At 45.8% G+C, this 12,410-nt stretch carries 13 protein-coding genes; 9 read left to right on the forward strand and 4 right to left on the reverse strand.

All coding sequences use genetic code 11. The features are described 5' to 3' along the window. Positions 1 to 11: 11 nt before the first annotated feature. Positions 12 to 506 carry a L,D-transpeptidase gene (locus tag BUA75_RS01515; protein WP_165611918.1) on the reverse strand — a complete coding sequence of 165 codons (495 nt, stop codon included), beginning with the start codon at positions 504 to 506 and terminating at the stop codon, positions 12 to 14. Between the two features lie 216 nt (positions 507 to 722). Between BUA75_RS01515 and BUA75_RS01520 the strand changes: the two genes are divergently transcribed. Further along, a complete protein-coding gene (locus BUA75_RS01520; RefSeq protein WP_072872819.1) occupies positions 723 to 2,294 on the forward strand; it encodes an acetate--CoA ligase in 1,572 nt (523 codons plus the stop codon). 120 nt (positions 2,295 to 2,414) lie between these two features. On the opposite strand, the gene BUA75_RS01525 is transcribed toward BUA75_RS01520, so the two are convergent. Continuing rightward, positions 2,415 to 2,771 carry a hypothetical protein gene (locus BUA75_RS01525; RefSeq protein WP_165611919.1) on the reverse strand — a complete coding sequence of 119 codons (357 nt, stop codon included), beginning with the start codon at positions 2,769 to 2,771 and terminating at the stop codon, positions 2,415 to 2,417. A 38-nt stretch (positions 2,772 to 2,809) separates the two neighbouring features. Next, complete coding sequence (locus BUA75_RS01530) at positions 2,810 to 3,337, reverse strand: DJ-1/PfpI family protein (protein ID WP_072872821.1); 528 nt, start codon at positions 3,335 to 3,337, stop codon at positions 2,810 to 2,812. 80 nt (positions 3,338 to 3,417) lie between these two features. Here BUA75_RS01530 and BUA75_RS01535 point away from each other — a divergent pair, with 80 nt between their 5' ends. The 4 genes from BUA75_RS01535 to BUA75_RS01550 all read left to right on the forward strand — a co-directional run bounded on the left by BUA75_RS01535 (position 3,418) and on the right by BUA75_RS01550 (position 8,774). Beyond that, positions 3,418 to 5,574 (forward strand): ATP-dependent helicase, encoded by a 2,157-nt coding sequence (locus BUA75_RS01535; protein WP_072872822.1) that lies wholly within the window; start codon positions 3,418 to 3,420, stop codon positions 5,572 to 5,574. 115 nt (positions 5,575 to 5,689) lie between these two features. Further along, complete coding sequence (locus BUA75_RS01540) at positions 5,690 to 6,163, forward strand: hypothetical protein (RefSeq protein WP_072872823.1); 474 nt, start codon at positions 5,690 to 5,692, stop codon at positions 6,161 to 6,163. A gap of 225 nt (positions 6,164 to 6,388) precedes the next feature. Further along, the gene (locus tag BUA75_RS01545; protein ID WP_072872824.1) at positions 6,389 to 6,949 is read left to right on the forward strand and encodes a GNAT family N-acetyltransferase; all 561 of its coding nucleotides are present in this window, start codon (positions 6,389 to 6,391) and stop codon (positions 6,947 to 6,949) included. An 85-nt stretch (positions 6,950 to 7,034) separates the two neighbouring features. Further along, complete coding sequence (locus tag BUA75_RS01550; RefSeq protein ID WP_072872825.1) at positions 7,035 to 8,774, forward strand: FapA family protein; 1,740 nt, start codon at positions 7,035 to 7,037, stop codon at positions 8,772 to 8,774. A gap of 55 nt (positions 8,775 to 8,829) precedes the next feature. On the opposite strand, the gene BUA75_RS01555 is transcribed toward BUA75_RS01550, so the two are convergent. After that, the gene (locus BUA75_RS01555; RefSeq protein WP_072872826.1) at positions 8,830 to 9,024 is read right to left on the reverse strand and encodes a DUF378 domain-containing protein; all 195 of its coding nucleotides are present in this window, start codon (positions 9,022 to 9,024) and stop codon (positions 8,830 to 8,832) included. A gap of 220 nt (positions 9,025 to 9,244) precedes the next feature. Between BUA75_RS01555 and BUA75_RS01560 the strand changes: the two genes are divergently transcribed. The 4 genes from BUA75_RS01560 to BUA75_RS01575 are packed head-to-tail and all read left to right on the forward strand — an operon-like array spanning position 9,245 to position 12,339. Then, entirely contained in the window at positions 9,245 to 9,475 is a 231-nt protein-coding gene (locus tag BUA75_RS01560; RefSeq protein ID WP_072872827.1) for a NifU family protein, read from the forward strand. A gap of 53 nt (positions 9,476 to 9,528) precedes the next feature. Beyond that, positions 9,529 to 10,650, forward strand: coding sequence for an RluA family pseudouridine synthase (locus BUA75_RS01565; RefSeq protein WP_083574001.1), 1,122 nt, complete (start codon positions 9,529 to 9,531; stop codon positions 10,648 to 10,650). After that, the gene (locus tag BUA75_RS01570) at positions 10,647 to 11,486 is read left to right on the forward strand and encodes a YihY/virulence factor BrkB family protein (RefSeq protein WP_072872829.1); all 840 of its coding nucleotides are present in this window, start codon (positions 10,647 to 10,649) and stop codon (positions 11,484 to 11,486) included. The genes BUA75_RS01565 and BUA75_RS01570 overlap by 4 nt, the downstream gene beginning before the upstream one ends. A gap of 46 nt (positions 11,487 to 11,532) precedes the next feature. Beyond that, a complete protein-coding gene (locus tag BUA75_RS01575) occupies positions 11,533 to 12,339 on the forward strand; it encodes a glycosyltransferase family 2 protein (protein ID WP_072872830.1) in 807 nt (268 codons plus the stop codon). The last annotated feature ends 71 nt before the right edge of the window (positions 12,340 to 12,410 follow it).

The raw sequence follows: 12,410 nt of genomic DNA on the forward strand, positions 1-12,410 counted from the left end.
ATAGACGAAAGCTAGGGGTGAATGTATACGTCTGTTCCATTAGGAATATGTGTATACAGCCATTGAGCGTCTTTCAGGGAGAGACGCACGCAGCCGTGTGAAGCTGGTTGACCTAATTTTTGCGCCTCTGATTTTAAAATGTGCTGGTGGATATCCATGGGAATACTGTGAAACAGAAATTCTCCGTGATTTTTAAAGGAAATCCAGTATTTTGCTCCCTCATTGTATAAAGGTGAGTAAAACCATACCCCGCGTTCTGCTTGAATGTGAAAGTGGCCAAGAGGTGTTTTTTCATGCGGACTGCCTGTTGACGCTAACATGTCGGCCAGCAGCCGATCTCCCTGATAGACGAGCACATGTTGTGAAGAAAGAGAAACTTCAAGCCGGTAGGAGGAAGTTGATGGGCTATCCTTAGCGGAAGCGATGTTTGGCAACATCAATCCTAAGACGACAGAAAAAAAAGCGCCAGTTTGAATAGAGCGATAAACGTATCGATAGTTTTTCATGAAGACCTCCTGCCATTCATTTGAAATTGTCGCAAATCGCATCGAATCTGCACATGTTACTGAATTAGTTTGTTTTTCCTTCAACGTCTCATACATAAATGCTCCCATAAAAATTTTCTACTATTCAATATTGACCAAATTTTCTTTTCCGTGTAGCGTTAAATAAGGTAGATTGAATACATAGTCATAGAAAATCATTCCTTTGGAGATGGTTATGTGACATATAATTTTGCCGAGAAAATTGATGAAATTGCCCAATTAGCTGGAAATAAGCTAGCCTTGATTTGTGTGGACGAAAATAGAAAGGAAAGCCACCTTACATATGCTGAGTTGACTGCGCACAGTTCTCAACTAGCTAGAGCGTTACAACTGCAGGGTTTGCATATGGGTTCACGAGTACTTGTACTATTGCCGCGTGGTATTTTGCCATACACTGTCTATTTGGCCTTATTGCGAATCGGTGCCACAATATTGCCAGGCTCGGAAATGTTGCGTTCTCATGATATAGTCTATCGACTCCAACATGCTGGTGTAGAAGCTGTCATTGCGGATGAAGGACTGCTTTCTGAGGCTGAAAAGGCGCTTGAGCAACAACCGGTCAAATATCGCTTTGTGGCTGGAGTGGCGCATGAAGGTTGGAAATCGTTAGATGACATTGTGCAAGGAGTTTCTCATCATCCACTGGTTCAACCTATGGATGATGAAGCATTGGCTTTTCTTTCCTATACCAGTGGTACGACGGGTGGTCCTAAAGGAGTTCAGCACGTATACAGTTGGCCTCGAGAACATTTAAAAGTAGCAGGAACATACTGGTTTGATGCGAAACCTGAAGATTTAGCTTGGGCTACAGCTGGTCCTGGATGGGCTAAATGGGTGTGGAGTCCATTTGTTTCGGTGCTTGGCAATGGCGCCACAGGGTTTGTTTATACCGGACGTTTTCAACCCGAAACTTATTTGCAATTGCTGAATGATTACGGAATCACTTTACTTTGTGCGACACCTACAGAATATCGTTTGATGGCCAAAGTGAATGGTTTGCAAAGGTTCCAGTTAAAGTTAAGATCAGCCTGTTCTGCCGGAGAACCTCTAAATCGTGAGGTTATTGATACATTTCAGAGAGAATTTTCAGTTTTAGTTCGAGATGGTTACGGTCAAACGGAGAATAGTCTTTTGGTGGGTACGCTCAAAGATATGGAAGTTCGTGCCGGCTCCATGGGCAAACCTTTTCCTGGAATGCGTATTGCCATAGTCAATGAGGAAGGTCAGCCGCTACCGGTAGGAGAAGTAGGGCATATTGCTGTGCATAAGTCATTTCCAGCACTTTTCCGTGGCTATTTAAATGATCCAGAACGAACCCAGGCGGCATTTCGAGGAGAATGGTACATTACCGGGGATAAAGGTCGTCAAGACTCAGAGGGCTATCTTTGGTTTGAAGGTCGTTCAGATGACATCATCATATCTGCGGGATATACAATAGGGCCCTTTGAAGTTGAAGACGCTTTAGTCAAGCATCCCAAAGTAGCAGAATGTGCAGTAGTTGCCAGTCCAGATGAAGAGCGTGGCCATATTGTCAAGGCTTTTGTTGTTTTGCGCAATCCGGAAGATGAATTTCTGGGTGAGAGGTTAGTCGAGGAATTACAAAATCATGTAAAGCAACTAACAGCACCTTACAAGTATCCCCGAAAAATTGAATTTGTTAGAGATTTGCCGAAGACAACCAGTGGGAAAATCCGGCGTGTCGAATTGCGCAACAAAGAACAAAAAAATTCCTCTTGGAGCAGGACCTAGTTCTTAGGTTCTGCTTTTTATTAGAATCTGCTGAACGGTTTCTTGACTCTATTTCTTGCATTGTTGTTCCAGACTGTCACGCCGCCCAATCCAGTTGATGCACGACCCGTTCAGCAGACCCTAATTAACCTTTTTGAGAATGATAAATCCTGATTGATTTGCCGGATCGACAACAATCTGTTCTGCTTGATACAGAACACCACTCAAGGTGATATTTCCATGCGTGGCAAATACCAGATCCTGATGTCGGTGCTCGGGATGCCCAGAGCTTGGGAAAATCTGTACCAGTCGCTGATGGTTATACACGCTGACAAAAGCAGCTCCAGCGCTGTTTCGCGTCAATGTCCAAGTTTCATTTTGGGTTGTCACGTTTTGCGTTTTGACGGGAATGCGAATAGATGAACCGTCGCTATAATGTGCAGGTATTTCTGCACTCGGAGTGCTATGCAACTTATAGATGATTAGAAAACCTGCCAATAAAATAATCCAAATCCAATTTTTTCTTGCCAGCCTTCTCATCCTTTCTTTAAATAGTCGTTTAAAAGAACGTGCCTGTAAAACCAACTGGCCATACTGGCTCCGGCATGCGCGTGCGCGCTCAAAATATTTCCGTGGACAGCCAGTACTTGATTTGATTTTTGCACATTTTGCAGTCGATAGGAATAGAGTTGTTCACATTCGTCGTCAATAGCCACTTGCAGACCGCCAAGCAAACCAGCCGTAGCCAATAAACCAACGCCTTGGCCTGTAGCTAATATCCAGGCGTGATGACTGTCTGCTTGGCGCAAAAAACGGATGGCGTGAGGATTTTCAGCAACTGTTGGCGTATATCGCCCGCCTGGTACTAGAACGATGGTATAATCAAATGCGGCTGATGGTTCCAGTGCGCTATCAGCAAGCAACCATTGCTGCCCATCCAGACGAATTTTATTTCCTCCCGGAGTTAGGGTGCGAATGACGATGCCCGCGTCTGTTAAACTCTGGTTGACTTGACCCATCTGCCAGAGAGAACAACCTTCAAATGCCAACAATGCTGCTTTCATTTGTGTACACCTCGCTTTCTTCTTCATCTGCATCGTACACGCAGCAGGAAAAAAAGTCATGCAGGAGTTGCTGTTTCTCTATGAAAGACAAAACATCAATACCCGTGCGCGTTGAGGAACTGCTTGGCGGACTCAATGATGAGCAGCGTACAGCCGTTCAGACAACAGAGGGACCAGTGCTTGTGGTGGCTGGGGCAGGTAGTGGCAAGACGAGTGTGCTTACCCGCCGCATAGCGTATTTGCTTGCCCAACACTTGGCTAACCCTCATCAAATTTTGGCGATCACGTTTACCAATAAAGCGGCTCGCGAAATGCAAACACGCGTGCAGAAACTGGTTGGAGATGCTGCGCGCGATCTGTGGATGGGGACTTTCCATTCAATATGTGTAAAAATTCTTCGCCGCCATGCTGACAGACTGGGCTATGATTTGAATTTTACAATTCTCGACAGTGATGACCAACGAGCATTAATTGCTCAGTCGTTACTGGATGCACATTACGATCCGAAAAAATTCGATCCAGCCGCAGTCCATTTTGTCATCTCGCGTTGGAAGAATGAATTGGTGACAGAAGCACAATTGTCCAAATCGAGATCGGCCAAAAATTTGACAGAGGCGGTAGCATCACAAATTTATCCCGTTTATCAAGATCGTCTTTTTGCCGCTTCAAGTATGGATTTTGATGATTTAATAGGCTTGACGGTCAAACTTTTTCGCGATCATTCGGATGTTCTCCAATACTATCAAGAAAAATTCCGCTATCTGCATATTGATGAATACCAGGACACCAACCGTGCCCAATATCTTCTTGTCCGGATGTTGGCTGATCAATATCGTAATCTTTGTGCTGTTGGTGATTCTGACCAAGCGATTTATGCGTGGCGTGGAGCAGATATCGAAAACATGCTGCGTTTTGAGAAGGATTTTCCAGAAGCGAAGGTTATCTTATTAGAACGCAATTATCGTTCTACTGAAACCATTCTCCATGCGGCCAATGCCTTGATTGCTCAGAACAAACGCCGGAAGGAAAAAAACCTGCGAGCCGTTCGTGAAGGAGGTTGGCCCATCCGTGTGGCCGAGTTAACAGACAGCGAAGCAGAAGCGCGATATGTGGCTGACACCATTCAAGCGCACCTGCAATCCGGCGGACGCCCTGGAGATTGTGCTGTACTATATCGTGCCAATGCTCAGTCACGGGCTATTGAAGAAGCTTTGATGAGTCAAGCCATACCTTATACCATAGTAGGAGGATTGACTTTTTACGATCGTCGAGAAATTAAAGATGTCTTTGCCTATCTACGTGTTCTTGTCAATCCCAAAGATGAAATTTCCTTGTTGCGAATTGCCAATGTACCAAGACGTGGACTCGGTGATGGTACGCTGGGAAAACTGTTAGACTATGCGCATGCTGAAAATAAAACTTTGTATGAGGCACTTGCCTCTGGACGGGAAGCAGGTTTGACAGAAAAAGCGGCATTAGCCGCTGAACAGTTCTATCAGACACTCGAAGAGCTTAGACTATGGATGGAAGGCATGAGTGTGACAGAATTTCTGGCCGAAGTTCTTCATGGGACAGGCTATCGCAAGATGTATGCGGAGAGCAACAAAACAGAAGACCAGCAGCGCCTTGAAAATATTGATGAACTTCTGACCGTCAGCCAATCATTTGATCGGCGTCGGGGTGGTTCAGTGGCTGAGTTTTTGGCGGAAGTCTCTCTGCTGAGTGATGTGGATAAAGATAAAGGCAAGGAGCGGGACAGTGTTCGACTGATGACTTTGCATGCGAGTAAAGGCTTGGAGTTTCCTGTCGTTTTCCTGGTTGGCATGGAAGAGACGCTGTTTCCTCATGCGCGTTCTCTAGATGATGAACAGGGCATAGAAGAGGAGCGCAACCTTTGTTATGTTGGGTTAACGCGAGCTAAAGACAAGTTATATTTAACGTATTGCAGCGAGCGTACTCTTTTTGGACAGACCAGCATGCGTGAGCCTTCGCGTTTTTTGGCCGAGTTACCTGCCCAACTTGTGGAGCGTGAAAGATTAACCAATGATGTCATTTACTCTTATTCAGCGGGAGATAAAGTGATTCACCCACAGTTTGGAGAAGGTATTGTTTTGGAAATTGGCAAAGATGTCAAAACGGGTGAAGAACAGTTAACTGTAATGTGTCATCCGCGCATTGGGATGAAGACGTTTCCCAAACGTTACGCCAAGCCTGCTGTGGAACGAAAAAAAGCGTAATAGGCCGATCTCGTTTCCGTTGTTCAGTGAGCGTGGTACAATACGGATACATTTCCATCGCAAGTTTATACAATAATGAAGAACCGACAGGCTTGCGGTCAGGAGGCAAATCAGTGTGCGTTACTGGATAATCATTGGCATCCTTTTTGTGGTTTTTGTCGCAGTTTATCTGGGTGTATTTCTCTACACGAGGAAAAAACAAAAAGCGTTTGATGAGCAATACCTATCTATGAAAGAAAGACATGAAGTTTTCGTTCTCAATAAGAAAATTACTAAAGAAAGACCTCAACAGGGTTGGGCGCGATTTATGAAAATGAAATCTTATCAAGTGGTAGGCCGAGTTACTGTCTCTCAAGCTATGCGTGGAATGCAGATGAGTAAGATGCAGACAGTCACATTTCGGACCACCAAACAGGAATACGATAAAATCGAGATCAACCATAAATACAAAATGGACATTGCGGGAAATTATATTGGTAATGTGATAGCACCGACGCCTTCTAAACAAAAAAAGTCGTCGTCCAAAACGACTGGAGGAAAATCGGAGAGCAAAGGCAAAAACAATAAGAAATCAAACGTGAAATCGTAAATTCAAAGCTGTTCTCAAAGTCATCCGCAGGATGGACAGGAGAACAGCTTTTTACATGGATTTGCATGCTGAATGTTTCTTCTACGGACCAACGCCTATGTTTTTGCATAGGCTGTTGTGAGTTGGGCTGGGTCTTCGATTCAGATTGTATGGAGACCCGTGAAGCGAGGGGCAGTGGTCTCCACTGGAGATTGGATGAAGCCCGCGAAGCGAGGAGGAACTAGCATGCAACAGAAACGCCGTACGTCTACCGGATTACAGAGTGTGCGCAAAAAAAAGCGTCCGCAGGGTAGAAAAACAGCTCAAACGACAGGTCAAACGCCTTCCGTCAGTTTACCAACAGCGTTAACCTATCGTCTGCGCCGTCCAGAAGATGATGAATATATTGTGAAATTGACCAGTGAACAATTAGGAGGAATTCATCAGAACGCATTTGGTGAACCTTTTCCAGAATCAACTTTTCTGCACTATCTGCAATCTGGGGCGCCAACAGTCATTATTGAAAAGGACGGAAAAAGGATTGGCTACTATTCCTATCTGGTAGGGCCAGCAGAAAAAATGCATATCTCTGCAATGGTGCTAGAGCCTCGGTATCAGTCATCCGGCATTGGTCGCGAGGTTATGGCGCGTATTGAAAAGAGAGCAAAGGAACAGGGAATTCAAGTACTTGAGGTTTTTGTGCAAGAGAATAACGAAAAGAGTCTCAACTTTACAAGGCAACTTGGCTTTCAAGAAGTATTTCGTTTAGAACCGCATTCAATTGCTTTCCAAAAACGCATTCTTTAAGCAAGGATTCGTGCGGATTTTGTCGAATTTGATAGAGAGGAGAAAGAAAATAGCGTGATCGGGACATAAAAGGGAGTCGTCACAGATGTCAGAAACACTGTCACAAGGGCGCATACAGGTGGAGCATAATCAAATCCGGGTACTCGCCGAGCCACAAGATTTGCCGCCGACATTGATTGTTGCTCGTCACCCTTCTTTGCATGTGCTTGTGGACGGTGTGGAGGTTGTGGGTCGTGTACAGGTGCACGCCTTTCAGGAAATTCAGGTCAGTGTCATTGATGTGGAACCTTATCGGGAGATACGCATACAAGTCTCTCCAGATACGCTTCACGCTACACTCGAAATTGAATATCAAAAAGGGCAACACTTTCGCTTGGGCGATTCTCCTCCAACTGCAGTCTGTCTATTGCATGTCATTCAAGAAGCTGTTTTGCCGCAGCCCTATACGCGAAGCGACGTGAGACAATTGCTTGCTGAACAGAGAATTGTTGAAGGTGTGGATTGGGAAGCTATTGATAGTTTGCTCGCTTCCGGTGAATCTGGTAGTTGTGTTTGCGCTTCCGGTACTCCGCCGGTGGATGGTTTGCCGGAGCGAGTAACCATTCTGGTTCAGCCCGTTCATGAACCTCTCTATGGAATTGTTCCAGTGCGTCCCATTCTTTCTGTACAAAAAGGTATTTCCGTAGCCAAACGTCTGCCGGAAGAAAGCGGTGAGGCAGGTGTCAGTGTTTATGGTACGGCCATCCCTCCTTATACGCCTCCTGCCAAATTGCCACGTATTGGAGATGGGCTGGCAGAAAACGATGAAGGAGTTTTCATTTCTGTGCGAGGAGGACGTGTAATTCACCGTCCTGATTTGCTTGATGTGGCTCCCACGTTGGAATTTAATGAATCTCTTACGGCGAAGCAGGGTCATGTGCAGTTTGACGGCGATGTTTTGGTACGTGGCAATGTGGAGCAAGGTGTAGAAATAGCTGCTTCAGGACAAGTTTTTGTCCAAGGGATTGTATCACGGGCTAAAATTGTTGGAGATGCGGGAATTATCATATCGGGTGGAGTTTTTCAGTCAGAGTTGTATGCGGGTCTGCGCTATCATTGCCTGCAAGAACTATACCATTTTCTTCAGGATTTCTTACAAGAATGGCAAATTTTTCAATCGGCCGTTGAACGCTTGCAAGAAGCAGTTAAGACGCGTGGTTCAGAAATTTCCCATGCGCGCATTGTTGCCTCTCTTTTGGCAGATAAATATCGTGAGATACTGGTTTGGCCAACGCGATTTCAAGAATTTATAGAGTCGCACCCTACGCTCGATCTCGGTCCCTGGCTGGGGAGATTGCGCCGGGCTGGAGAATGGATGCGCCAAGCGTATTTGGAATCAACTACAATACAGCGTTGGGTACTTCATCGTACTGAAGTGGAAAAGTGGTTGAGTGTGATAGAAAACTGGGAAGTGTCAGCTGAACTGGCCGCCATACAGTGCGCTTATGCGCAGTCATCTGATTTGCGTGCTGCGGGGGATGTGGATATTACACATCAGGGAGTTTACCAATGTCGCGTGTGGGCTGGCGGTACTGTAAAAGCACTCGGTAAGCCGGGCGTCATTCTGGGTTCCAACATTGAAGCAGGTTTGGCTGTCTTTGCCAAAATTATTGGTTCACACGCCGAGTCAATAACTCGTATCCATCTTCGTCAAGAGGATGGTTGCCAAGTATCTGCCGATCTCGTTTACCCAGGCACAATTTTTATCGTCGATGATTTTCCCCATCATGTTCAGCACGAGTGGCGCCAATGCGTATGGCCAGTCCCCGCAACAAAAGACTCATAACAAAAAAGCTGCCTGCCAGAAGGCATGCAGCTAGCGGGGATAAGTGCTGGAGTGTCTAGACGGTTTCCCTATCAGAGAAGAGCAGGGAAATGCAATAGAGGCCAGCCAGCCCAATGATGACATAAACCACACGACTGATAAGTCCGGTAGTGCCACCAAACAGGGCTGCTACAAGATCGAATTTGAACAATCCAACGAGCAGCCAGTTGAGTGCCCCAATGATAACTAGAACTAATGCTGTCTTGTTCATGGGAACTCCACCCCCTTCGACAAAGAGTATGCGCTCCGCGAGACTTTTCCATGTGTCCAGTTTTTGAGCAAAAACCGGAAATTTTCCTGTGCCAGTTTCGCATATCGTGGTTCTGATCTGCAGAAAGCTATCAGCAGGAGCAGTTGCAGCCTTTTGCCATTCGGGGTATGCTACTAGGGAAAAGATTGTAGAGCCTCGAAGTGAGGAGGGTTGAGCGCATATGGATGTGGAAAATCGGATTCGGGAAGTGTTGGTTCCCATCAAGGAAGCCATTCAACAAGATGGCGGTGATGTGGAGTTTGTTTCCTATGATAGTTTGACCAAAACGGTCTATGTTTCCCTGCTTGGCGCGTGTGTAGGATGCCCGGCCAGTATGATGACCTTGAAAATGGGAGTTGAGCGCTCCATCCGCCAGCAAATACCCGAAGTTGAGCATGTGGAGGCATGTTGAAGACTGCTTGGACATAGATTTTACCATAACAGGCATCAGGGGCGTGTCGTTCAGTGAATCGACGCGCCTTTCTGTTGCTGACGGATGGGTTACGTTTTAATCTTATGGATAGGAAGGAGGTGCAACGCTTGAAGGTGGAACTCAAGGGTCAGAAATTAGAAATCTTGGCACGAGATTTGCATGAGCCTTGTACAAGCCGCGCATGGCTCGAACAAGCGTTGTTTTTGCCTCCTGGTTTCGTTGGTAGACTGCATGCTCAAGGACTCGTTTCACGTGACGCCAATCGTTTGCATGCTGAAAGCAAAATATATCCAGACGACCGAATCGTTATAGATTTATCTGCTTTTGCACCACCTACGACTCTGCAACAACTCGACTTGAAGCGTGTATCCACTCAGTCACCTGGTGCGGAGATTCTTTTTGAAGATCCTCATTTGCTGGCCGTACAAAAACCAGCTGGTATTCTGATACATAGTGAACGGCCAGAAGAGGACACATTGGATAGACGAGTTTCTATACAACTGGGCAGTCCATTTGTCTATCATGTGCATAGGCTCGATCGCGGTACGAGTGGCATCGTACTATACGCCAAGCATGCGCTGATGTTGCGATCGCTTGACCATCAGTTGGCAAAACATAAAATTCGTCGGCTTTATGTAGCTCTGGTGGAAGGAAATCTGTCGCCTTTGAATGGAACCTTGAATGATTCTATAGGAAAGGATCGCCACCATGCGGGACGATATCGAGTATCTAAAGGCGGTCAGCCAGCAGTTACAGAGTATCATACGCTCTTCTCGCCACTCTTTTATGGTCAGCAGAAAGTATCATTGCTTGCTTGTCAGTTAAAAACCGGACGCACTCATCAGATAAGGGTTCATCTTTCTTCGCGGGGTTGTCCTGTTGTGGGAGATGTCTTGTATGGTGCTCTGCAGCCTAGGTTGTCCTCCGCTAGACAAGTGAATCATCATTCTGCAATAGAGTCAACCAAAGAAGCATTTTTTTTGCATGCTCACGCTTTATCCTTTGTCCATCCTTATACTGGGAAGGCTCATTTATTGACTGCTCATTGGCCGCAAGCTTGGCAACCTGTGCTTGAACTTGTGGGAGACCATCGACTCGATAGAAAATTGCATCATCTTTACAAAGAACTGAATGGGGCAGAGGTACAGGCATGATACAAAGAGTTCAGGTTACCATACGATTTTGTTGGGCTTTGTTGTTGGATGTGACGCGTAAAGACATTGCCTCACTTGCAGCAGTGATTTGTTTTTATGGACTTTTCTCCATGTTTCCTCTCTTGTTGTTAATTCTATATTCGCTCTCTTTTCTAGCTCCTAACGACTTGGTGGAACACGCCTTGGTTCAATCCGTTAGGCCTTTTTTTCCTGCTCTTCCTGATGCGAAAAAATTTATTGCTGACAACATTACACGTTTGGCTGGACTTGGGGCTAAAGTGACGCTGTTTTCCTTGATTTCGCTGCTGTGGAGCGCCACAAGCGCTTTTATTGCACTTCAACAGGCACTTGACGTCATCTTTGAAGTGAAGATACCGCGCTCTTATTTTTCTCGGCGTATGGTAGGGTTTGCCATGTTTGCGTTATTGCTTTTGGTCATGATGGTCACTTCTATTGCGCTTGCCATGTTTCCTGCGGCGTTTTCCCATTCAGCTTTCTGGGGAATTTCTATCTTTCATCATCTCCCTTATCCTTCGATTACTAATTTTCTGTTTCCGTTTGTTCTGTTTGTTACCTGTGTGCTTCTGTATCGGATGCTACCTACCCATAATGCACCACTGCGTCCGTTATTGATTGGCGCCTTTGTGGCAACGGTACTTCTCGATATCGCTCGCCAGATGTTTGTCTGGTATGCAGAGAGTTTTGTACGGTATGAGATGGTATATGGCACTCTGGCGATTTTAATGATTATTGTTTTGTGGATGTATGTGGCAAGCACGCTCGCTTTGTTTGGTGCCGCAGTATCTCATCAATGGATGCTTCAGTTTGAATCGTGAACGACCCAACATTTTCATTGGATAAAATCAAGGGGGGACGCTAAGGTTGGAGAAATCAACTTTCTCAGTCATTATTCCTACAAAAAATCGACTTCCAGACTTGTCAGCTTGTCTAGATGCTCTGGCTCATCAAACTTATGAAGGTCTGATTGAAGCTTGCGTAGTGAACGATGGCGGCGAGTCTATTCAGTCGGTGCTGGATAAACCTCGTAACCTTCGTGTGAATGCTTTAGAGTTGCGCGATCCGGTTGGACAAGTAAAGGCTCGTCAGCTCGCTATAGAGCGGGCCAATGGCGAATGGATTGCCTTTTGTGATGATGACGACCGGTGGTTGCCTCAGCATGCAGAACGGCTTGCCCAAGCCCTGCTAAACGGTATGAACTTTGTCTATACAGACGCGGAAATGGTAGCTAGAGATGCTTCTGGTGTTGTTCGTGAACGTCGGACGTTTGCATTTCAGCATGGAGAAAGGCTGCTTTTACACTACAATACTTTGCTTGCTACGGCTGTTGCCGTCCATTCTTCACTTCTCGAGCGAGCTGGTGGATTGGATGTGAATATGGAACATTATTGGGACTGGGATTTATGGCTGCGTTTGGCTCGTCTAATATCTCCTGTTCGCATACCAGGTTGCAGTGTGCTCTATCAAATATCGCTCGCTGGGCATAACCAATCAAGCCGACCTGAAAGTATGCGCTCCTCTTTAGAACGTCTTATTGAAAAACATCACTTGCCAGATTTGCCAAGCAGTAATTTCTGGAGAATGACGGAAGTGGCTGAGTTGGCAAAATACCGTGACTCGCCAGAAGTTTTTTGGGATGGTTCGCTAGAGATTTGGCAAGGTTGGCATTGAACCATAGAGTTGGCCGCATCCAGCAGATGTATGAATGAGGGCAATGTGACAAGGAAAGGGAGAATGAGCAA

It is taken from the genome of Alicyclobacillus tolerans (assembly GCF_900142255.1).
Taxonomy (GTDB): domain Bacteria; phylum Bacillota; class Bacilli; order Alicyclobacillales; family Alicyclobacillaceae; genus Alicyclobacillus_I; species Alicyclobacillus_I tolerans.